The 22,846-nt window shown below is 55.5% G+C and carries 19 protein-coding genes, 1 pseudogene and 1 riboswitch; of the genes and pseudogenes, 9 read left to right on the top strand and 11 right to left on the bottom strand.

Translation table 11 applies throughout. The features are described from left to right. Window positions 1-116: 116 nt before the first annotated feature. The 11 genes from ACR0K5_RS18835 to ACR0K5_RS18785 all read right to left on the bottom strand — a co-directional run bounded on the left by ACR0K5_RS18835 (window position 117) and on the right by ACR0K5_RS18785 (window position 14,023). Window positions 117-1,241, bottom strand: coding sequence for an extracellular solute-binding protein (locus ACR0K5_RS18835; RefSeq protein ID WP_480631186.1), 1,125 nt, complete (start codon window positions 1,239-1,241; stop codon window positions 117-119). 147 nt (window positions 1,242-1,388) lie between these two features. Next, window positions 1,389-3,353: a beta-galactosidase gene (locus ACR0K5_RS18830; RefSeq protein WP_480631185.1), complete on the bottom strand. Its 1,965-nt coding sequence runs from the start codon at window positions 3,351-3,353 to the stop codon at window positions 1,389-1,391. Continuing rightward, a complete protein-coding gene (locus ACR0K5_RS18825) occupies window positions 3,350-4,996 on the bottom strand; it encodes an amino acid ABC transporter permease (protein WP_480631184.1) in 1,647 nt (548 codons plus the stop codon). Before ACR0K5_RS18825 ends, ACR0K5_RS18830 begins: the two co-directional genes overlap by 4 nt. Before the next feature lie 63 nt (window positions 4,997-5,059). Further along, window positions 5,060-5,809, bottom strand: coding sequence for a basic amino acid ABC transporter substrate-binding protein (locus ACR0K5_RS18820; RefSeq protein ID WP_480631183.1), 750 nt, complete (start codon window positions 5,807-5,809; stop codon window positions 5,060-5,062). Between the two features lie 22 nt (window positions 5,810-5,831). Beyond that, window positions 5,832-6,878, bottom strand: a complete 1,047-nt coding sequence (locus tag ACR0K5_RS18815) for a LacI family DNA-binding transcriptional regulator (protein WP_480631182.1) — start codon at window positions 6,876-6,878, stop codon at window positions 5,832-5,834. Next, complete coding sequence (locus ACR0K5_RS18810; protein WP_480631181.1) at window positions 6,878-7,579, bottom strand: sugar phosphate isomerase/epimerase family protein; 702 nt, start codon at window positions 7,577-7,579, stop codon at window positions 6,878-6,880. Before ACR0K5_RS18810 ends, ACR0K5_RS18815 begins: the two co-directional genes overlap by 1 nt. 119 nt (window positions 7,580-7,698) lie before the next feature. Then, window positions 7,699-8,781 (bottom strand): ABC transporter ATP-binding protein, encoded by a 1,083-nt coding sequence (locus ACR0K5_RS18805; RefSeq protein ID WP_480631180.1) that lies wholly within the window; start codon window positions 8,779-8,781, stop codon window positions 7,699-7,701. A gap of 3 nt (window positions 8,782-8,784) precedes the next feature. Further along, window positions 8,785-10,440: an alpha-amylase family glycosyl hydrolase gene (locus tag ACR0K5_RS18800; RefSeq protein ID WP_480631179.1), complete on the bottom strand. Its 1,656-nt coding sequence runs from the start codon at window positions 10,438-10,440 to the stop codon at window positions 8,785-8,787. A 9-nt stretch (window positions 10,441-10,449) separates the two neighbouring features. Continuing rightward, window positions 10,450-11,598, bottom strand: a complete 1,149-nt coding sequence (locus tag ACR0K5_RS18795; protein WP_480631178.1) for a carbohydrate ABC transporter permease — start codon at window positions 11,596-11,598, stop codon at window positions 10,450-10,452. Window positions 11,599-11,601: 3 nt separating this feature from the next. Next, complete coding sequence (locus ACR0K5_RS18790) at window positions 11,602-12,609, bottom strand: carbohydrate ABC transporter permease (protein WP_480631177.1); 1,008 nt, start codon at window positions 12,607-12,609, stop codon at window positions 11,602-11,604. A 55-nt stretch (window positions 12,610-12,664) separates the two neighbouring features. Further along, complete coding sequence (locus ACR0K5_RS18785; RefSeq protein ID WP_480631176.1) at window positions 12,665-14,023, bottom strand: ABC transporter substrate-binding protein; 1,359 nt, start codon at window positions 14,021-14,023, stop codon at window positions 12,665-12,667. Window positions 14,024-14,238: 215 nt separating this feature from the next. On the opposite strand from ACR0K5_RS18785, the gene ACR0K5_RS18780 reads away from it, so the two are divergent. The 9 genes and pseudogenes from ACR0K5_RS18780 (at window position 14,239) to ACR0K5_RS18740 (ending at window position 22,750) form a co-directional block, all read left to right on the top strand. Beyond that, the gene (locus tag ACR0K5_RS18780; RefSeq protein WP_480631175.1) at window positions 14,239-15,270 is read left to right on the top strand and encodes a LacI family DNA-binding transcriptional regulator; all 1,032 of its coding nucleotides are present in this window, start codon (window positions 14,239-14,241) and stop codon (window positions 15,268-15,270) included. 2 nt (window positions 15,271-15,272) lie between these two features. Next, a pseudogene (locus ACR0K5_RS18775) lies at window positions 15,273-16,574 on the top strand (GH1 family beta-glucosidase); the annotation flags it as partial. After that, window positions 16,551-17,600 carry a glucokinase gene (locus tag ACR0K5_RS18770; RefSeq protein WP_480631225.1) on the top strand — a complete coding sequence of 350 codons (1,050 nt, stop codon included), beginning with the start codon at window positions 16,551-16,553 and terminating at the stop codon, window positions 17,598-17,600. The pseudogene ACR0K5_RS18775 and the gene ACR0K5_RS18770, both read left to right, overlap by 24 nt. Window positions 17,601-17,640: 40 nt before the next feature. Continuing rightward, entirely contained in the window at window positions 17,641-18,567 is a 927-nt protein-coding gene (locus tag ACR0K5_RS18765) for a carbohydrate kinase family protein (RefSeq protein WP_480631174.1), read from the top strand. A gap of 16 nt (window positions 18,568-18,583) precedes the next feature. Beyond that, window positions 18,584-19,249 carry a D-lyxose/D-mannose family sugar isomerase gene (locus tag ACR0K5_RS18760; RefSeq protein ID WP_480631173.1) on the top strand — a complete coding sequence of 222 codons (666 nt, stop codon included), beginning with the start codon at window positions 18,584-18,586 and terminating at the stop codon, window positions 19,247-19,249. 103 nt (window positions 19,250-19,352) lie between these two features. Further along, window positions 19,353-19,547, top strand: a riboswitch (cobalamin riboswitch). 98 nt (window positions 19,548-19,645) lie between these two features. Continuing rightward, complete coding sequence (locus tag ACR0K5_RS18755) at window positions 19,646-20,002, top strand: DUF1636 family protein (RefSeq protein ID WP_480631172.1); 357 nt, start codon at window positions 19,646-19,648, stop codon at window positions 20,000-20,002. Next, window positions 19,999-20,775, top strand: a complete 777-nt coding sequence (locus tag ACR0K5_RS18750; RefSeq protein WP_480631171.1) for an ABC transporter ATP-binding protein — start codon at window positions 19,999-20,001, stop codon at window positions 20,773-20,775. The genes ACR0K5_RS18755 and ACR0K5_RS18750 overlap by 4 nt, the downstream gene beginning before the upstream one ends. A 12-nt stretch (window positions 20,776-20,787) precedes the next feature. Next, window positions 20,788-21,738 (top strand): ABC transporter substrate-binding protein, encoded by a 951-nt coding sequence (locus tag ACR0K5_RS18745; RefSeq protein ID WP_480631170.1) that lies wholly within the window; start codon window positions 20,788-20,790, stop codon window positions 21,736-21,738. Between the two features lies 1 nt (window position 21,739). Beyond that, window positions 21,740-22,750: a FecCD family ABC transporter permease gene (locus tag ACR0K5_RS18740; RefSeq protein ID WP_480631169.1), complete on the top strand. Its 1,011-nt coding sequence runs from the start codon at window positions 21,740-21,742 to the stop codon at window positions 22,748-22,750. Window positions 22,751-22,846 lie beyond the last annotated feature (96 nt).

Raw genomic sequence — 22,846 nt, 5'->3', positions numbered from 1 at the left:
TTTTGGTATCTCCCTGAGGTGTGGATTGGCACCACACCGCATTAGTGTCCGTTACGCCGGGACGGCGCACAGATAGTTGCCCCCCGCATAACGCAGGGGGCGAAGGCTCAGAACGTTTAGGCGCTCTTGAACTTGTTGACGAACTCGGTCCGAGTTTCCGCATACCACGGTGCTTCGGCCGGCCACGGGTTGAGGTTGGCCAGCGAGTCGCCCGGATAGGCCTCTGCAAAGTTCTTCTTGTAGGTGTCGCCCGAGTACTGGTCCGCGCCCAGCACAGGTGAGTTGTAGCCGTGGCTGTCGATGGCAACACCTGCAGGCTTGGCCTGGTAGGCGAAATCGATGAAGGCGTAGATCTGATCGATGTTTGCCGCGCCAGTTGGAATTGACATGCCGTCAACCCAAGCCATCGCACCTTCAACAGGTGCCTGATAGTGCACAGGCTCACCAGCGGACTTCAGCGCCAGTGGCGGACCGTCCCAGGTTTGACCAACAACAACGCCTTCATTCAGCAGGCCGTTTTTCTGCGTATCGGCATCGTTCCAGATCAGCTTGATGCGATCCTTGCGTGCAATACACCAGTCGGTGATCTGACCCCAAACCTTGCGCATGGTGTCTTCGTCACCATATGCGGCCCAGACGGAACCCGGCTCCATCTCGCCGGCACGCTCCATGTACAGACCGGCACCCAGCATCATCGAATGCGCGCGGCCCATGGTCTTGCCCGCGTTTTCTTCCGACCAGACGTCGCCATAAGACGGTGCGTCGCCTTCCGGCAACCACAGATCGGTGCGGTATGCGATACCTTCGGTGCCCCAGATATGCGGCAGCCAGTGTGCGCCCGAACCACCAAAATTCCAGGCATCGGTGCCAATCTTGGCCATGGCAGGGTTCACCAGATCAATCGGAACTTTGTTCATGTCAAACGGCTGGAGCAGCTCCAGTGGCTCCCACTGTAACGAGCGGTTGTTGGTGGGTGAGACGATGTCAAAGCCCTGACCCTTTGTGGCCTTCATCTTGTTGATGATTTCTTCGTTCGAGCCGATACCGGTATAATTTACTTTGATTCCGGTAAGAGTTTCAAACTCTTCGATAAAGCTGGGCGGCAGATAGTCCGACCACATAAGAATGTTGATTTCGCCCGACGAAGCCAGAGCGCTCTTGCTGTACAGAGGTGCTGCAAGCGCCGCAGCACCTGCACTTTTCAGCACAGAGCGTCTCGAAAGTGTCGAATGTTTAGCCATAGGTGTTCTCCCACTGTTGGATTAGTTTGTTTTTTGTTTTTTATTCATAGGACTTTCTGTGCCCGTTCGTCAGTCCAAAAGTGACAGTTTGCGGAATTCTTATGTCCAGTTTTGATTTTTGACACGTTTTGGTTGTATTTTCGGGCGTTAGTTTTCCTGCCAGACAGTAAGATCGTGCGCTGTGACTGGATCAGAGCCAATCAGGATGCGCCGCGGTCCACCAGCAGGCAGGGGTTTGGACATGTCACCAAAATTGAAGGCGAAATGCAACGTGCCGCGTCGGGTTATGCGCATGTCGGGGTTACAATCCAGATGCTCCAACCCAGCCCATTCTAAGACATTGCTCATAATCACCTGCAAAAGTGCACCGCGCGGGACCATGGCCAGATACGTTGCACGATCCGATCGGATGACCGCGGGGCTGGCGTCGCAGTAGGCGCTTTCGAAATGCGCCAGGACATTTACTTCGGTCTCGACGATTTCGCGCCAACCACTGAAGTCAAACTTTTGACCGTCCAGTAGCTGCACAGATTCTCGCGCGATATCAGGAAGCGATTCGACACGGAGAACACGAACATCGGTCAATTTCGCCAACGCGCCTGGGGCCAGATTTGAAGGGGTGTGCATTTGAGGTGTCTTGCTGCCGGAACGGGCGCCAATCAATAGCTTTGCCCCAGAGGCATCCAGTTTGGCGGCCAATTCCGTGGTCACAATCATGCTTTGCGGCAGCACGATCAGGGCATAATTTTCCAGATCATCGTCAGGGCCCACAAAGTCAACATCGGCCCCAAGATTGCGCAGAGCAGTGTACCAATCCCGAAAAATATGTGAATTCGGGAAGTCATCATCATGCGGCAAAATATCTGCCGCCCAGATCGAAGTGTAATCCAGCAGTATGGCCACCGGGGCTTTCCTGCGCGTCGCCGGGGGCAAGTTCGCGCGGTCTTTCACAATCTGGGCCAGTTCAAGCGCGGCTTGATCTGGGCTGTCATCTGAGCGCACCAAGGCTGTATGGTATTGTTCTTGCGCGAACTTTGCCTGCCGCCATCGGAAGAACATTACAGCTTGTGCACCATGTGCATAAGCTGCCCAGGTCCAAAGCCGAACCATTCCCTCTGCCGGAGAAGGGTTCTTGGCCGCCCAGTCGACCGGCCCTGGCTGCTGTTCCAGTACCCACATCCGCCCCCGCCCCTGGCTGCGGTACAGGTCGCAATGGAACCCCTGATAGTCAGGCGCGCCGGACCGCAGATAGCGGCGCTTTTCTATCTCTGACAAAGTTGAGCCCATCAGGTTGCCCAGCGGGTAGCTGTCAAAGCCGACTACATCCAGATCAGCAGCCACAGCGTGGTGATCGAACTCGAAACTGCCTGCCATGAAGTTGTGCGTTATATCTCGGCCAGGCGCATGTTTTCGCAGCACGTCCACCTGTGTCTTGTTGAACAACCGCACCCGATCCGAGGAATAGCGCATGAAATCCAGCGCGTGAGTGGGGTTAGGTGTGGCGACCAATCCGTTGGGCAGTTCGATCTGGTCAAAACCGGAATAGAGAGATCCCCAAAACACGGTCCCCCAAGTCTTGTTCAGCGCGTCGATTGTGTCATATCGCTGTTTCAGCCAGCGCCGAAAGCCTGTCCGGGCGGCATCGGAATAGCTGAGAACGGTGTCATGGTCGTTGTATTCATTGTCGATCTGCCAAGCATGGACATGAGGATTCTGACCAAATCGGCTGGCGTATTCTGTTGCGATCCTTTGCGCCTCGGCCAGATAAACTTCACTGGAAAAACAATAGTGCCTGCGTGAACCGTAGCCTCTGACCCGACCGTCCGGACCCATTGGCAGGATTTCGGGATGCTCATCAACCAGCCATTTAGGGGGTGCGGCCGTTGGTGTCGACATCATGACCCGCAGACCGGCCTGACCCAGAATCTCGATGACTTCATCCAGCCAATCCCAGCGAAACTGTCCGCGTGCCGGTTCGATCAGACCCCAGGTGAATTCGGCGATCCGAACCCAGTCCAATCCCATCTCGACCATCCGCGCGGCGTCATCGCGCCATTGGGATGGGTCCCATTGTTCGGGGTAGTAGCAAACCCCAAGCTCCAGTTTGCTCATCGGTTGTCCTTTGCCGTGCGCCGCTCGATCCACTTCAGGAAGCTGGCGCAGCCGAGGGTGAGAACGACATACAGAATTGCTGCGGTGTTGAAGGGCGCAAAGGGCAGAAAGCTTGCCGCCTGAAACTCTCGCATCCTTTGGGTCATGTCACGCACGGACAGGATGGACAGTAGCGAAGTATCCTTGATCATCGCGATAAACTCGTTACCCAAAGGTGGGGTTACGATCCGCAAGGCCTGAGGCAGAACGATCAGCCGTGCCGTTTGCCAGCGCGACAGGCCGAGAGAGCTGCCTGCTTCCAGCTGCCCTTTCGGGATGGCTTCGATCCCGGAGCGGAATATTTCGGCCATGTAGGCTGAATACCCGACCGATATAGCGATGATTCCGCGTGTCATATTGGTCATGTCGATACCACCCCCTGTGGCATCCTTGACTGCACCTGCCAAAGGGAGGCCGATATACAGGATGATAACAAGCATCGGAATGCCGCGTATTGTGTCCACAAAGAACTCGGCCCCGACCGCCAGAGGATGGAGCTTGTGCTGAGCGCCGCCAATGGTCAGCGTCAGCAGCAGAAACCCGAGCACGGCAAAGGCCAGAGCGGGGTTTCGGTATTTGTCAGGTAAGAAATTTGTCTGCCACAGAACAGGATAGCCTTGTGTGTGAGCCTCAACTGGAACAAATGCGCCGGAAACGCTGTCGACAGATTCAATTTGCTCCAAGGCGGCAGCAGCATCAATTGCGCTGCGTATGCGGTACTGCTGGTCGCCTGCGCCTTCGAACTCGCCGAACCGGATGATATCAGCCTGAGCTTGCGGGGTGCCACGTACAATGGCGATGCGCCCTTCGGTGCTACCGACCAGAACATAACTGACCTGAGGTTGCATGAAAAAAAAGGCCGATATAGCCAGCAGTGTCAGGCTTATTGAACCATGGAGGATCGTGGTGCGCGCCTTTGGTTTGAACGACTGAAGTCCCACCCAGATCAGGCCCAGTATGGCCGAGAAGATGTAGGCAAAGATGGCCGCGCGGAAGGTAATGGCTACGCCTGTGGCGAACTGCCAATGGGCCATAAACATCAGATAGAACAGAACCGCACCTGTAAGACATTCCAGCCCCAGTAGGATGCGTCCGTGCCAAGGGGGTTGCAGCCGGGCCGACAACAGGCTCAGAGCGACCAGAGCTGCGTAAACTGCCAGAAGAACTTGCAGACCTGTTTGAACCTGATCCACAACCTCGGGAAACAATACCCATGTCTGACTGGACCGGTTGATAAGAGTTGAAGTGTTCTCGCTGAGCGCATGAAAGAATACGGATTCAGCGAAGGGCATCAAAAGCTGTGGAGATACATAGCTTAAGACCAAAAGCGCAGTTGATGCAGGTAATGCCGCAAGGGCGGCAACGCGCAACCAGCCCGGTGCATGATTTGAAAAACGTGCGTGCCGAGCGCAGAGATATCCAAGGATTGCGACCGTAATGATCAGCAGGAAGCCGACAAAAATAGGTCCTGCATTATTGCCGATCCCCAGAATTGCGATCAGAGATCGCAGATACTTTGAGGACGTGGCGAAAAGGTAGATGATGAAGGGCGCGGCTGCGAGCAACACGAGATTACTCGGGCGGATCGTGCTAAGGCGCGACATGGAATTTCTCCGCTAAAATTTGGCCCGGCAGCATCAACTGCCAGGCCGAAGGGGCACAAAAAATCAGTTTGCACTCCAGTATTTGGCTTTCAGCGTATCCAACGTACCGTCTTCCTGAATGGCAGCCAGACCAGCGTTGATCGCGTCCACCGTCGGGTCACCTTCCTGAAACACGATACCCAATGGATCGGACTGCAGGCCCGTGATGCCCACGGTCAGCTCTCCGGCAAACTCCTGTTCGTAGGCAGCGGCGGATGTACCATCGATGATCACCCCCTGCACATCTGCGTTCTGCAACGCCAAAATAGCGGCCGAGAAGTTGTCGTAGAGACTTACATTCTCGCGACCCACAAGCTCTTCCGCCAGTTGGGCGTTGGTTGTCGCGGTTTGTGCCGCAAGTTTCTGGCCACCCGCTTTGAAATCCTCAAGCGTCATATCCGCGTTGTCGACTTGCAGCAAAATGGCCTGACTGACAACGATGTATGGCTCGGAAAAGTCCATGGTCTCTTCGCGCTCCGGCGTGATCGATACGCCCGAGATAACCAGATCGAATTCTCCCTGTTGAAGCGCGGCAAAAATACCGTCCCAAGCGGTGTTTACGAAATTCGGAACGCAATTGACCTTTGCGCAGATCGCATTCATTACATCGACATCAAACCCCACAATCTTACCGGTTGTTTCATCGACGGTTTCCATCGGGGGATAGGTTGCATCTGTTCCGATCTTGAGTACACGCCCTTCCAGATCGGCGGCAAAAGCCGCGGGCACAGCCAGCGTTGCAAGCGTTGCGGCGGCTAATAGGTTCTTGAACATGTTTGGGTTCTCCTTTGTTGGCTCAGTTGCTCTGCGCCATGTCCGGCGCCGGGGTGTCAGGTTGCCGCTCGATCAATGTGGCCCTGATCTTTTTTTGAGTTTTAGACGGGTCAACGCCGTCCAAGGCTTTCAGCATGAACTCACCCAGCAAACGGCTTGTTTCGCCAATCGGCAAATAATATGTGCTGGGCGCCGGCACGAAGTACTGGCTGAGTTTCAGGTCATCGTTTGAAATTACCACGACATCCATGCCGACTCGGATCTCCATTTCAGCAGCTGCAGATAAGGCACCAAGAGTGATCGCCTCGTTGGCACAAATAATGGCGCTTGGCCGGTTTGGCATTTGCATGAGCGCGGCAAAGGCCTGTTGGCCGGTCTCTGCGGTGGTCGGGCCGGACAATACAAGTGTTGGATCATAACCCAAGCCAACAGCCGACAATGCATCTGAATATCCATGGCGACGTTGATGCGCATAGATCAGGTCATCCGGCGGATTTATCAGCGCTATCCGACGATGCCCCAAGCCAACCAGCCGAGCGGTCGCATCAAAGGCCGCGGCCTGACTGTCCAGATCCACATAAGGATGGGGTTTGGCACTGTCACTCATGCCGTATGTGACAAAAGGGAAACCTTCGTCCTGTAGATAGGCGACACGTTGGTCATTCACCTGTGTCCCGGAAAAGATCACTCCGTCCGCCAACCCTTCCTGCACGATGGATCGGAGAGTCCGCAGTGCGGCTTCGTTATCTCCTATACTGTAAACGCTCAACTGATAGCGTGACCCTTGCACAGCATCGGATATCCCGGCCAGGATCCGTGTAAATTCTACACCCTCCCATTCTTCTGCGGCGTTATCTGAAACACTGACCAACACCGCAATCCTGTAGGATTTTCTCGTACGCAGCTTTAGACCATCCAGATTGACACGGTACCCAAGTTCAGAAGCTGTCTTCTGAATTTCTTCCCGCGTTTCGCGCTTAACCGAAGGAGATCCGCGCAAAGCGTTTGACACCGTACCAACAGAATAGCCGGTTTTTCTGGCAATCGATTTGATCGTTGCCCGCGCCATCAGCTGATGCCCGCCAGCTGTTCAGTCAAAAACGACCGGCCTGTTTGCAAGGTGCGCCTGTGATCTGCGGTTTCGTCGTGCTCGACAAAAAGATCGGTACACTTAGTGTCCATGAGTGCTCGTAACGTGGCTTCCCAATCGACGACACCCTCACCCGGATTGCGCCATCGCTCGTCACCTGCCCCACCTTGCGGATCCACGTCTTTTGCGTGGACAGACAGGATAAGTGCAGCGTGGCGCGTGATCAATTCAGTAGGGCATTGTCCAGCCGCGACGAGCCACCCGATATCAGGCTGCCAGTAGATGTTTCCCCGTGCAAGAATCTGATCAAGAGGCGTTTCTCCCGGCTCACCAAGTAGATCAAAGTCGTGATTGTGGTACCCCAGACTGATGCCGTGGTTACCAAGTCGATCTGCCCATTCTGACAACTGGCCCGACACTGCGCACCATCCCTCGGCAGTGTCGGGCCGCGCCTGGGGCGCCAGCCAAGGCATGACGGCCACCGGACATTCCAAAAGGCGCAAAACTTCGACAATGTCGCTGAAACGTTCGTCGAACTCTTCCCAATCGAAATGTGCTGAACGAAGGTTAAGACCTGATTGATCGACGATGCGCGCCATCTCTTGTGGTGTCAGGTTATGCAGACCAGTGGTTTCGATATCCGAGAAACCACAATTGGCGACCAAGCGCAGTTGATTCATCAGATCGCCGCATTGACGCACTGTGTAAAGCTGCGCTGATATCCGCATTTTTCACCATTGAAACGTTTCAATTATGGTGAAACACATAGCGCAGCTCTGTCAAGAACTGCGTTATGCAGCTATTTGCGCATGGACAATCCGTTGTGGAACAGATGAACTTTTTCCGGCGAGGCGGTTACCGAGACTGTTTGGCCACGCAGGTTTCTTTGAACCCCGGGCAGCTTCGCGATCACAGCATCCGCACCATCGGTTCTTTCGAAATACAACAATGTGACTTCGCCCAAGGCTTCGGTGAAACCCACTTTACCTGACAGGATCGCGGGTTCATCTGTCGTGGCTAAGTCCTCGGGGCGGACCCCGATATTGACCTTTTTGCCCAGATCAACGTCTTCAGTTGGAACCGCAGATTTAGCAATGCCGCCTGATGAGAGTTCAACGGTTGTCGTTTCGCCGGTTCCTGTGATTATGCCGGATAACAAATTCATGGAGGGCGAACCGATAAACTGCGCAACGAACTCGTTGTCGGGCGTTTCATATAGCTCAAGCGGCGTCCCGACCTGCGCAATTCCCTTGTTGGCCAACACCACGATCCGGCTGGCCAGTGTCATGGCCTCGACTTGATCGTGGGTCACGTAGATCATGGTGCTGTCAGGCATTGCCTCTTTAAGGCGCGCAATCTCGATCCGTGTTGCAACCCGAAGTGCCGCGTCGAGGTTCGAGAGGGGTTCGTCGAACAAATACACCTTTGGGTCGCGCACAATCGCGCGTCCGATGGCAACCCGTTGACGCTGACCACCGGACAGAGCTTTGGGCAGGCGATCCAGAAAAGGATCCAGCTGAAGAATTTGAGCGGCACGTTCCACGGCAGCGTCAATCTCGGTCGCGGGCATCTTGGCGATTTTCAGGGCGAAGGCCATATTCTCGCGCACGGTCATGTGGGGATATAAGGCGTAGCTTTGGAATACCATTGCAATGCCCCGTTGCGCAGGCGGGACGTCGTTCATGACCTGCCCTTCGATTTCCAGCGTTCCACCGGTGATCTTTTCCAGACCCGCAATCATTCGCAACAGGGTGGATTTGCCACAGCCTGACGGGCCGACAAAAACGATCAGCTCTCCTTGTTCGATATCAAGGTTGATGTTTTTCAGAACATCGACGGGGCCATAGGACTTGGCGACATCCGTGAGATTGAGTTCAGACATGCCTTATCCCCTCTTCCTGGCCAACAGGCAGAACTGCGACGTCTTCAGGATCATGCTACCATGCCCCTCAACACCACCGACGCCCTGGCCAATGACCTGCCAATTACCTCCGGGCAGTTTAATCTCGGTCGCTTCCGTACCCAGATTGAACGCACAGAAGATTTGCTCCCAGGAATCCTCTCGCGTGAAAGAAAGAACCGAACCGGTTTCCGTCATGTTGGTCTGCGTCCCGGAAGCCAAAGCAGGATGGGCATGGCGCAATGCAATGGCGCGGCGGTAGTGATTCAACATCGAATGCGGATCAGCATCCAATCGGTCTACTGAGTGCTCCGCTTGCTGGGCGCTCACGGGCAGCCAGGGTTCAGCGGTACTAAAGCCTGATTGCTTATCTTGTGCAGCCCAAACCATTGGTGTGCGGCAGCCGTCGCGACCTTTGAACTCCGGCCAGAACTCAATGCCATACGGGTCTTGCAGGTTCTCAAACGGTACTTCTGCTTCGTGCAGGCCCAATTCCTCACCCTGATAGAGGCAGGCAGAACCGCGCAGGCACATCATTAGAACGGCGTGCTGTCGGGCTGCGGCATCATCCAAATTCCACCGTGAGGCGTGGCGTTGCACGTCGTGGTTCGAAAACGCCCAACAGGGCCACGCATCGCCTGCTTTGGCTTGCAACTGGTCAAAGACATGTTTTGTGTAACTGGCTGTCAGCGCACGTTTTTCGAGGAACTCGAAGGCATAGCACATGTGCATCCGCTTATCGCCAGATGTGTATTCGCCCATGATCTCGAGCCCGCGCTGCGCGTCGCCGACCTCACCCAGACACGCCCGGCCTTCATATTCGTCCGTCAGCGCCCGTAGCTTTTCCAGGAAGGCGATGTTCTCGGGCTGGCTTTTCGAGAACAGGTGATCCTGATGATTGTAAGGGTTCACCGCGGGTGCGATCGTGGCGTTGCGCTGATCCATCGGCAGGGCTGGGTTGTCGCGCAGCTCCTTGTCGTGGAAGTAGAAGTTGATGGTGTCCAACCGAAAGCCATCCACACCCAGATCCAGCCAGAACCGCGCCACGTCCAGCAACGCACCCTGAACATCCGGGCAGTGGAAATTCAGATCCGGCTGCGATGTCAGGAAGTTGTGCAAATAGTATTGCAGGCGGCGCGCATCCCATTGCCATGCCGAGCCGCCAAAGATCGATAGCCAGTTGTTCGGTGGCGTGCCATCCGGCTTGGGGTCCGCCCACACATACCAGTCGGATTTCGGGTTTTTACGGTTGCGGCGGCTTTCTCTGAACCAAGGATGCTGATCTGATGTATGCGACAGAACCAGATCGATCATGACCTTCAGGCCTTTGGCGTGGGCCTGATCCAGAAGCTCTTGGAAGTCCTCAAGGGAACCAAACATAGGATCGACATCGCGGTAATCGCTGACATCGTAGCCGAAATCTTTCATCGGCGACTTGAAAAAAGGCGAGATCCAGATCGCATCGACGCCCAAAGACGCAATGTAATCCAGTCGCGAAGTTATGCCCTTTAGATCGCCGATCCCGTCCCCATTGCTGTCCTGAAAACTGCGTGGATAAATCTGATAGATCACACCGCCGCGCCACCAATCCGAAGACAGTTCCGTTGCTTTACTTTGTTCAAGTTTGTTCTGCACGTTCATCAGACGCCTCTATTTGACGGACCCGGCCAGCAGGCCCCGGACCAGGTATTTTTGCATTGCGAAGAAGACGACCAGCGGCACAAAGATCGACACAAAAGCGGCAGTCGCGAGGATTTCCCAATTGCCGCCGCGCGTGCCCAAAAGTTCCACAATTCGGTTGGTCATCACGGTTGTCTGGCCGGTTGCGTCGATTAGGAAAACCTTGGCAACAAGCAGATCGTTCCATGTCCACAGGAACTGGAAGATCGCGAAAGATGCCAGTGCCGGGAAGCTGAGCGGCAGGATCAGTTTGGTGAAAATCTGAAACTCGGTGGCACCGTCGACGCGGGCATTCTCGATCAGATCACGCGGCAATCCGGCCATGTAGTTGCGCAGCAGGTAAATCGCCAAAGGCATCCCGAAACCGGTATGCGCCAACCAGACGCCCAGATACCCCTTGCCGATCCCGATATTCAGGTGAAACTTCAGCAAGGGGATCAAAGCCAATTGAAGTGGAACCACCAAGAGGCCAACAACGGCCGCGATCAGCAGAGCGCGGCCGGGGAAATCCATCCAAGCAAGTGCATAGGCAGCAAAGGCGGCCACCAGAATCGGGATAATTGTCGCCGGAATGGTCACGGTCAGAGTGTTGAAGAACGCTTTGGCCATGCTGTCCGTACTGCTCTGGTCCAGCAGAACCTTTTGGTAATTGTCGAATGTGAACTCGGGCGGCAATTCAGCCGTCACGAAGATGCGTGCGCCTCGTTTGCCTGAGAACTCTTCGGTATTTTCCATCCGGTAATTGCCGTCTGCGTCAACTGTAATCGTGCCACCCCGGCGCAGCTCGGCCATTTGGCCGGGTTCAAACGCGTCCACGTCACGCGAACTGATACCCCATCTGGAAATCTTGGCCTGCTGATCTTCTCCAAACAGCTCGCCTTGAATCACGTAGACGCCGTTTTCCAGCATCTGTGTTTCGGGCGCTGCACTACGCAAGGTCAAGTTCTGCTCGGACGGAAACAGCGACCGCCACCAACCGCTGGACGAGATCTGGTCCGCTGTCCGAAAGGACGAGACCAGCAAGCCCAACGTTGGGATGACCCATAGCACCACCAGAAAGATGACCGAAGCATGAACAACCCATCGGAGCGCCGGTTTGGTTCCTGCAATATCGCTCATGGTTTACTCCATCTCCTTGCGCGCGTTGCGCACGTTCCAGACGAGGATCGGAGCCACCAGCAGCATGATCACCATGGCCGAGGCCGACCCGACGCCCCAGTCATTGGCGCGGAACAGCTTGTCGTACATGTAGTTGGCCAGCACCTGTGTCTCCCACTGGCCGTTGGTCATCGCAAAGACGATGTCGAAGACTTTGAGAACAGTGATTGTGATCGTCGTCCAAACAACAAGAATTGTGGTTTTGATCTGGGGCACCTTGATTTTGAAAAAGATTTGGAATGGGTTTGCCCCGTCCAAAATGGCTGCTTCGATGGTTTCTTCGGGAATGCCCCGCAAGGCCGCTGACAGAATGACCATCGCAAAACCTGTTTGAATCCAGATCAGGACGATCATCAGAAAGAAGCTGTTCCAGAAGGGGATTGTTAACCACGTGTTGGGTTCGGTGCCGCCGAAGAAGATGTACAGCGCGTTCAGGATGCCAATCTGGTCTTGTTCAGCAGGTCGCGCGTCATAAACCAATTTCCAGATAACCGAGGCGCCAACAAATGAAATTGCCATCGGCATGAAGATCAGGGACTTTGCGAAGTTGCCCCAACGGATGCGGTCAGTCAGCTGCGCGACCAATAGCCCGAAAGCCGTTGACATCGCTGGGACGACGATCAACCAGAACATGTTGTTGCGCATGGCTTCCCAAAATTTCGGCTCAGCCGCCATTTGGGTGTAATTGTCCAAGCCAACCCATCTGTACCCGCCGCCGGGCACACGCTCCGTAAGTGAAAGGCGCAAGGTTTCAACCACCGGATAGGCCAGATACAGCCCCAGCGCCGCAAGCGCCGGGAACAGGAACAGCCATGGCCGGATCATGTTCGCACGGTTGATATTGCGGCCCGCGTTCGGTCCGCGCGGCGGGAACAGGACTTTGTCCAGAAACTGGTTGGAAAGGTAGAAGTAGCCCACGCAACCCGACACGCCGATGGCGATCGTCAGCAGGCCTTGGAGTGCCGGTGTCATGGTGTGCCCATCCGTTTGGCAAGTGGGGCGATCCTAAGACCGCCCCCTGTGTTGATCACTTGGCCGCGTCCCAGGACGACTGGATTTCACTGGCCACAGTGGCTGCGTCTTTTGCGCCCGACGAGTAGTCGACCATCCCAGTCCAAAAGGTACCTGCCCCAACCGCACCCGGCATCAGGTCAGACCCGTCAAATCGGAAGGTTGTTGCGTTGGTTAGAATTTCGCCCTGGCCGCGCTGTGAATCGTTCGAGTAGTTCTCGGGGTTTGCACCCAGGTGTGGCGTCAGGAAACCATCCTGCGACATCATGATCTCATGCGCAAAAGGGGTCTTGAGGAATTCCATAAAGGCTTCGGCCGCAGGGTTCGGGTTCGTGATTGTGAACAGTGTCCCTGCCCCCAGCACTGGTGTACCCAAGTCCTTTTCGGCAAAAGCCGGGAAGTAGAAGAAATCCGCGTCTACACCTAGTTCAGTCCCTTCAGGGAAATAAGCAGGAATAAACGACGCCTGACGGTGCATCATGCAGGCAGGCGGGCTGTCGAACAAGCCTTTGGGGCTGTCGCGGAAGTCGATCGCGGCAGTGTCATCGGCGTTGCCTACGACATAATCGTCGTTGCGAGTAAAGCTGCCATACTCCTCGATCGCTGCGATGACGCGGGGATCATCGAACTTCATCTCGTTCGACACCCATTGGTCATAAACCTCTGGTGGCTGCGTGCGCAGCATCAGATCTTCAACCCAGTCAGTTGCCGGCCAGCCGGTTGCGCCACCCGAGGCAAGCCCGACGCACAAAGGCGTCTCACCATCCTCGACCATCTGATCCATCAGAGCTTTGAACTCTTCCATGGTTGCAGGTACTTCATAGCCAAAATCTTCGAAGTTCTCTGGTATGTACCAGACCAGCGACTTGACGTTCACGTTGAAGAAGAAGCCGTAGAAGTCGTCAGCCCCATCGGCGTTTGCAAATGTACCCAGGTCAACCCAGGACTGACCGGCGGCAAAGTTATCCTTGATCCAGTCTGCCGAGCCTTCTGCCAGAGGTGTCAAATACCCCTGTTTTGCGAGGTTCGCCGCAAGACCGGGTTGCGGGAAAACGGTCAGGTTCGGAGCGGAACCTGCAGCTGCATCAATCAGGATTTGCTGTTCCAGTGAGTCCGATCCGACATAGCTGGAATTCGCGCCCGTTGCTTCATCGAAGTACGCCACGAGGTTCTCGAAGGATTTGCCCTCACCCGCCAGCCAGGGGCCGAAAATGGTCAGGCTTTCGCCAGACAGATCATTTTCTTCGGCAAAGGCATGAAAGCCATCCCAGTCAAAACTGCCCTCGCCGACAGCGTGGATCAATTCACCTTCCGCCTGAACTGACCCGGCCATCAGGGCGAACACCGCCGCACCTGCGTAAAGCGCGTGTTTCATCAAATCCTCCTCCCAAGTTTTCATGCGCTCAAAGACTCACTTTCAAAGCGCTTTGGATAGTGTTTGTTATCCGCTAACATTAGCTCTCTGTCAACAACTTGCTTCCGGACCATCTATTATTGATAATTGTCATTATCACCTCAAAACAAGTTGACGGATGTCGCATTTGCTCACAAAACAAAAAGAACCACTCAAATTGAAGGCGCTTTGAATAAATGAACCTGAAGCAGCTCTCGGAAATTCTGGGTCTTTCGCAAACAACCGTTAGCCGGGCGCTGAACGGGTACCCGGAAGTGAGCGAGGGCACGCGTGCGCGTGTTCAAGCGGCGGCGCGCAAACACGGATACCGTCCGAACAGCCGCGCCAAAGGGCTGGCGACCGGGCGCTCCATGGTGATCGGCCATGTGATTCCCAGTTCGTCCCAGCATGAAATGGTCAACCCGATCTTCGGAGACTTCGTTGCGGGTGCCGCGAGAAAATATGCCGAACATGGTTATGACATGATGTTCACTAATGCCGACGATACCTCGATTGAAGAAGCGTATCGGAGCCTTTTTCAACGGGGTGCGGTGGACGGAGTTGTGCTGCAAGGGCCAAAAGTGAACGAACCGCGGATCGAAGTTCTGACCCGCATGGGTGTGCCGTTCATCGTGCACGGGCGCTCAACAAGTGTCGAAACCCAGTATGACTGGATCGATGTGAACAACAAAAGTTCGTTCATGCGCGCCACGCGTTTTCTGATCGATCTCGGCCATCGCCGTATCGCTCTGATCAATGGTCTGGAAGATATGGACTTCGCTCAGCGCCGGCGTGATGGTTACCTTGAAGCGCTTGGTCAAGCCAGGCTTGCCGTGGACACGGACCTGATGCGAAGTGCCGAAATGACGGAAGTGTATGGCCATTGCGAAACACAGAATATGCTGCGTCTGGACGAACCCCCGACTGCTATTTTGTGTTCCTCGATGATTTCTGCCATCGGGGTGAGGCGTGCCCTGTCCGAAAACGGGCTTGAGATGGGTGTGGATGTGTCAGTAATTGCCCATGACGACGACCTGTCCTATTTGAAGAACGGGCAGGATGTTCCGATTTTCACAGCAACGCGCTCATCTGTCCGTAAGGCGGGTGAAGCGGCGGCAGACATGTTGATCCAGCGGATCAAGTCTCCGAATGAGCCAGTCAAAACTAGATTGCTGGAGGCCGAACTGGTAGTTGGCAGGTCAACCGGCCCCGCGCCCAGCAGGTTGTGACCATGAAACACTCGCGCGCTGATTTCCCCAAAGATTTTCTCTTTGGTGTCGCAACCTCCGCCTACCAGATTGAAGGCCACGCGCGGGGGGGTGCCGGGCAGACTCACTGGGATACGTTCGCGGCGTCGCCGGGCAATGTCGTGCGCGGAGAAAACGGAGATGTCGCCTGCGACCACCTGAACCGGTTTGAGCAGGATTTCGATCTGGTGCGCGAAGCCGGGTTCGACTGTTACCGCTTTTCGACCAGTTGGGCGCGCGTATTGCCGGAAGGACGTGGTCAGGTCAATCAGGCGGGGTTGGACTATTATGATCGGCTGGCAGACGCCCTGCTGGAACGCGGCATCCGTCCCTGCGTTACGCTTTATCATTGGGAATTGCCGTCAGCGCTTGCAGATCAGGGGGGATGGTGCAATCGCGATGTCGCGGGATGGTTTGCGGATTACACTCAGATCATCATGGGTCGGATCGGTGACAGGATGTACAGTGCCGCGCCGATCAATGAACCGTGGTGCGTCAGTTGGCTGAGCCATTTCGAAGGCCACCATGCGCCCGGTCTGCGCGATATCCGCGCCGCTGCCCGCGCGATGCATCATGTCTTGTTGGCCCATGGAACGGCTATTCAGGTCATGCGCAGCCTCGGCATGAACAATCTGGGCGCGGTATTTAACCTTGAATGGTCTGAGCCAGCCGATGACAGCGCCGAAGCAAGGCATGCAGCGGATCGGTACGATGCAATCTACAACCGGTTCTTCCTGGGCGGTGTTTTCAAAAAAGCATATCCCCGGATCGCGCTGGAGGGGCTGGAGAAGCACTTGCCTTCGGGTTGGCAGGACGACTTTGAAACAATTTCTACGCCCGTCGACTGGTGCGGGTTGAACTACTATACCCGCAAATTGATCGCTCCGGCGACCACCGCCTGGCCCAGCCTTCAGGAAGTTCCCGGGCCTTTACCTAAAACGCAGATGGGATGGGAAATCGAGCCCTCTGCCCTCACCCGCTTTCTTATCAGAACAAGGAAAGACTATACGGGCGCGCTGCCAATCTATATCACCGAAAACGGTATGGCGAGCGCGGAACGTCGGCAGGACGATGATCGTATTGATTATCTCGACCGGCACCTTGCAGCCGTGCAGGACGCTTTGGCACAAGGCGTTTCGGTTAATGGCTATTTTGTCTGGTCGCTGCTGGACAATTACGAATGGGCCTTCGGGTACGAGAAGAGGTTTGGACTGGTGGACGTGGATTTCGAAACACTTGCGAGAACACCCAAAGCGTCTTTCATGGCGCTGAAGTCTGCCCTGTCCGAGGGTCAGAGCGTCTCTCAGCCGTTAGCGCAACCATTCGGCGCGGTGCATGAGCATTGGAACCTGGTCGCGGATATTGGCGGTACGAACACACGTCTGGGCGTCGTCACGAACGGAGAATTGGCAGACCTTCGGAAACATCCGACAGGGACTTTGGAAGAGCTGCTGGAGGCGTTTCATGATCTGAGGGATGAGATCGGAACGAATCCGCAAGCCGTCGTAGCAGCGGGCGCTGGCCCCGTCAGGGATGGAACAATTCGGCTGACAAATGCAAATCTGGATCTGTCAGAGACAGAGTTGGCCAAGGCCACCGGAGCGCGGCACACCTTCGTCATCAATGATTTTACCGCTGCGGCATGGTCCGTGGCCGAGGTGACCCGGTCAGATGTCGCTGTCTTACAGGGTCAGGCAACTCCGCCTGCAGGCACAAGATTGGTTGTTGGCCCCGGAACCGGGCTGGGAGTCGGTGCCTTGCTGCATTCAGAAGGTCGGTATCATACGGTTTCCGGTGAAGGCGGGCATGTTGGCCTTTATCCGCGCCATCGCGATGAAGTTGATATCTTTGAAGCGGCGCGTCGTATCGCACCGGGTTGTTTCTTTGGGGATAGTCTGGCGCTGGAGGCTGAAATGTTCCTGAGCGGAACCGGCCTGCCGGTCCTTTATCAAGCGGTTGAACTGGCAGCCGGCCGAGCCCAGACACAAGTGCGCTCTGCAAGAGATATTTTGAACGATGCCCGCGACGGGGCTGATCTTGCCGCAGTAAAAACAGCCCAGATTTTTACCACACATCTAGGTGCGTTGATGGGCGATCTCGCAGTCACACTGATGCCGACGGGCGGAGTTTTCCTTGTGGGTGGCGTTGCCGAAAAAAACCGCTGGCTTTTTGGTGATGACTTCAAGGATGCATTCAACGGTGGCGGCCGCTTTAGTGAATTGCGCCGTTCGTTGAACCTGTATGTGTCTGAACAAGCAGAGTTCGGGATCGTCGGAGCAAATAACTTTTGCAAGAACATGCTTGCACGGTAAACGAACTGACCGAGATCCCTATGCAGAGAAGGACTAGAATATGATCCTGTGCTGTGGCGAAGCCCTGATAGATATGATCTCAGAAACAACTGTTTCGGGAACACAGGGCTACGTGCCGCATAGTGGTGGTGCGGTTCTGAATACAGCCGTTGCGATGGGACGTCTGGGCGTGCCGGTCGGAATGTTGACGGGATTGTCGTCGGATATGTTCGGCCAGCAACTGATCAATGCCCTGAAAGCCAGTCACGTGGACACATCGCATGTGATTACCTCAGACCGGCCCACCACGCTTGCCTTTGTACAGCTTTTGGACGGGCATGCATCTTACAGCTTTGTCGATGAAAACACAGCGGGCCGGATGTTGCTGCCCGAAGACTTGCCCGAGCAACTTCCTGCAGTTTCTGCACTGTATCTCGGAGGGATCAGTCTTGCGTGTGAGCCCTGCGCAGATGCTTATGCTGCCCTACTGGATCGCCACGGGTCTGACCGGGCGGTGATGCTGGACCCGAATATTCGCCCGGATTTCATAAAGGATGAGACCCGGTTTCGAACGCGCCTGAATCGCATGATTTCACAAGCGGACATCGTCAAGGTTTCGGACGAGGATTTGGATTGGATCATTCCGGGCGCTGAATCCGAAGCCGCGAAGGCGTCTGTGTTGCTGCAAGCAGGTCCGGCCGTTGTCATCGTTACGCGCGGAGGCGACGGGGCCAACGGGTATCTGGCAGATGGTTCAGAGGTCTCGGTTCCGGTGAAGCCTGTCGAAGTTGTTGATACAGTCGGCGCAGGTGACACGTTTAACGCTGGTGTCCTGACCCAGCTTAGCCGCGCGGGGCATCTCACTAAAGCAGGGCTACGAAACATGACCGCGGAAAGCTTGCGAGCGGCCATGGCATTGGGCGCTGACGTTGCCGCTGTGACTGTGTCACGAGCCGGGGCCGAACCACCTTGGGCGCATGAGCTTTGATCGGTAGAATGGCACAATGAAACGATCAGAAATCAACCGCATCAAATCCGAGGCACAGGCGTTCATTCAGTCTTTCGGTGCCGTGTTGCCACCCTTTGCGGATTGGTCGCCGGAGCAAATGCGCAGCCCTGTGGCCGAAACGATCCGTAGTCGCGGATTGGGGTGGGATATTACCGATTACGCTCAAGGCCGGTTCGACAAGCTTGGCTTGTTCCTGTTCACCCTTCGAAACGGTGAAGTGAGTGATCTCACATCCGGTCGTGGGATGCTCTATGCGGAAAAGCTGCTGATTTCGAAAGATCAACAGCTATCGCCGATGCACCGGCATATTGTCAAAGCGGAAGACATCATCAACCGGGGTGGTGGCGATCTGGTTCTGGAAATCTATGCGTCGGATCCAAGCGGCGGAATTGACCGGAACAATCCGGTGACGGTCCCGAGCGATGCCTGCCCTGTTACCTTGCAACCCGGAGAGCATTTGCGACTTAAGCCGGGGCAAAGCGTGACATTGATGCCCGGCGTCTGGCATGCCTTCTGGGCCGAACATGGCGATTGCCTCATAGGTGAGGTTTCGACTGTGAATGATGACCGTACGGATAATGTGTTTGAAGACCCGATCCCTCGGTTCTCTAAAATCGAAGAAGATGCTAAGCCGGATTTTCTTCTTGTGTCAGACTATTAGCCTCATTTTGGATAGAGTCGCGCAAACAGGAAGACAGACCCAACGCTCGCAATGCGATCCAGCCCCCGATCTTTCTGCCGCTTGACAAGTCTTGCGTCGCCAGACTAGCTGATCGGGATGGTTCCGTAAGGGATGAAAATGGGAATACGGTGCGGCGCCGGAATGCGCCAAGTCCGTGACTGCCCCCGCAACTGTAAGCGGAGAGCGACGCCACTGTGCCACTGATCCGAAAGGGTTGGGAAGGTGGGCCGAGCTGTGACCCGCAAGTCAGGAGACCTGCCATCGCATGGTAAACCAACCCGAGGCGGGGCGTCTCGGAAGGAGGCTTGATGGCGCGGTTGCGTGAAATTTCGGTATTTGCCCCCGATCTGACTCTGGCAAAAGACGGAGAGGGCAATGACCTACTATTCTGATCACTACGTTCTGATCTGTTCGACATGTCAGGGGCCGATCCCAGCCGAGGCTGCGCAAAAAGTGCTGGATGCTCAGCTTCCGGACGGTTTTGAAACCCGGATGATTGCATGCATGGCAGGTTGTGAACGGGCCATGACCGTTGGCTTTCAGGCCGCTGGCAAAGCTCAGTACCTATTTGGTGATATTGAAACGGCAGGCGACCTGACGGCGCTGGTCGATTTTGCAACCCAGTTTGGTGACAGCGACGATGGCTGGACCAGTGCGTCGGATCGGCCCCCTGCCCTCTTTACAAAGACCTTATCGCGGATGCCCGCCTTGCCATTGGCGGGCGCGTCATGAGTTTTCTGGTTGCTGAGGATCTGGAGTATTACGCCCTCAACGGCGATGTCTTACTGAAAAATGTGTCATTCAGTCTGGACGAAGGTTCAATTCTGGCAATTGCCGGACCGAACGGTGCCGGGAAGACCACGCTGCTGAAACTGCTGTGCGGGATCGAGCGGATCGCGTTGGGTGATGTTCGGATTCGAGGCCAAAGTCTTCGCAACCTGTCCGCCCGCCAGCGCGCCCAATCCATTGCCGTGGTTGGCCAGCAGGAAATGCCGGACGGACGCATGCGCCTGCAAGACTATGTTGCCTTGGGGCAAATCCCGATTCAGGGTGACCGATCGGCGGCTCAGCACAAGGCTGATCTGGAACGGGTGCTAACGACGACCGAGCTGTCTCACTTCGCGAACAAACCGATGAGCCAATTATCAGGTGGTGAACGTCAGCGTGCTCATATCGCGCGTGCACTGGCGCAAAACCCGTCTTTGCTGTTTTTGGACGAACCTACCAACCATCTGGACCCTGACGCCAAGGGGCACATGCTGTCGCTGGTTGCTGATCTGGGTGTGACGGTCGTCATGATTGTCCACGATCTGGTGATGATCCCGGAATTTGCCACCCATGTGGCGTTGATGAAAGCTACGCGCCTGACAGGGTTTGGGCCTGTTAGCGAAGTTCTGACCCCTGATCGCGTGCGTGACACGTTTGGCGTGGATTACCTGTGCTTTCAACATGAAGGTCGCATGATCCCGGCGCTGGATATCCGAAAACGAAAACTGTCATCATAACAGGAGCTTAAAATGATGCAGAAACTCTGGCCGGTGGCTCTTTTCACTGGCCTCGCTAGCGGTGCGGCGGCGGATGCTGTGACCGTAGATAACTGCGGCGAACCGTTGGTTTTTGAAACGGCGCCCGAGCGTCTGGTCGTGCATGACATGAACATGACGGATATGGCTTTCGCTTTGGGTTTGCAGGACAAAATCGTGGGCCTGACCGGAATTACTGGTTGGTACAAAACAAGCCCTGATTTTGATGCTCAGCGCGGCGAAATCCCAGAGCTTGCCCCTAAATATCCGACCATTGAAAACCTCGTGGCCGTCGAACCCGATCTGTTCTTTGCGGGTTGGTACTATGGCATGAAACCCGGCGGCGATGTCACGCCCGCCACTCTGGAGCCTTTCGGAATCAAAACCATGGTTCTGACCGAAAGCTGCGTTCATCTCGACAAGGACCGCTCCGAGGCCAGCATGGACCTGCTGTTTGATGACGTTCTGCGTCTGGGCAAGGTCATGCAGGTTGAGGATAAGGCTGAGGCACTGATCACCGGCTGGAAAGACCAATTATCCAGCATCGAAGCAAAAACAGCCGATCTGAAAAAACCTCGTGTGTTCCTGCTGGACGGACCCGCCGATGCTCCGTTCACCGCCGGCAAGTTCGCCATTCCCGATGCAATGATTGCAGCTGCCGGGGGTGAGAACGTGACCCATGATCTGGACACAAGCTGGGGCCGCACGTCGTGGGAGGCCGTGGCCGCTTCTAACCCGGAGTTTCTGGTTCTGCTCGACTATCAGTCCGGCAATGGAGCAGCAGACACCTTCCAGTTTCTGAAAGATCATCCTGTGATGTCGCAAACGGACGCGGTCAAGAACGAACGTTGGATCGGCCTGCGGTACGAAGAACTGACGCCCGGACCGGCAAACATCGAAGCGATCGCAAAAATGGCAAGGGCCATGCATCCGGATACCAACTGATATGGTCCATTTGGGCCGTTTGATTATGCTGGGGGCGGTTATTCTGACCGCCCTTTTGCTGCTGTCCATAGTCTATGGGACGACGCAAATCCCGATGCGCGAGGTCTTTTCTGCCATCGGTCTCGGAACAGGTCTGACTGAAGGCGAGATGTCTCCCTTGCATCGGATCGTCTTTGACCTTCGCCTGCCCCGGGCTTTGTTCGCAGCTGTGATTGGTGCAGGTCTGGGTGTGGTTGGTGTCGTCCTTCAAACCACAACGCGCAACGATCTGGCTGATCCGTTCCTGTTCGGTCTGTCCTCTGGCGCTGCTGCCGGGGCGGTTCTTGTGATCACCGTTACAGGTGATGTGTTGGGTATCTGGACATTGCCATTGGCGGCGTTTTGCGGTGGCCTGATCGCCTCTGGCATAGTGTTGGCATTGGTGCAGAGTCTGCGCACAAGTGCGCCGGAAAAACTGATCCTGGCCGGTTTGGCGGTTTCCTTTCTGTTTTCCGCGATCACCAATTACCTGATTTTCTCTGGCGACAACCGCGCGGCCCATTCGGTAATTTTCTGGATGCTTGGCGGTTTGGGTCTTGCCCGGTGGGAGACGTTTCCCCTTGTCCTGATCGGCTTGGGCCTGATCCTGAGCTATTCGCTTTATCGCAGCCGCTGGCTGGATGCGCTGCTGACCGGGGATTTCACCGCCTCATCACTGGGTATTCCCGTTCAGGGCCTGCGGTTCCGCATGTTCTTCGTCGCAGCTCTGGCGACGGCCAGTTTCGTGTCCGTAGCCGGTGTGATCGGGTTCGTCGGGTTGATGGTGCCACATATCGCACGCGGTATCGCCGGAACTCTGCACCGAAACCTGCTGGTCGTCTCTGCCATCGTCGGGGCAATTCTGTTGACGCTTTCAGATATCCTCTCACGACTTCTGCTGGCCCCGCAGGAATTGCCAATTGGGATTGTCACAACGTCAATCGGATCACTTTTTGTCTTTATGTATTTATTCAAGTCGGATCGCGGGAACTAGTTTCAATGACAGGTCCAACATTCTGAATTTCATGGCACAAGAAGCCTCGGGCCAAGACCGATGAAGCTTCCATTGAGTCTGCTCCTACCATAAGTG

The sequence above is a fragment of the Ruegeria sp. AB9 genome (assembly GCF_056542585.1).
This window is presented reverse-complemented; position numbering and strand designations above follow the sequence as displayed.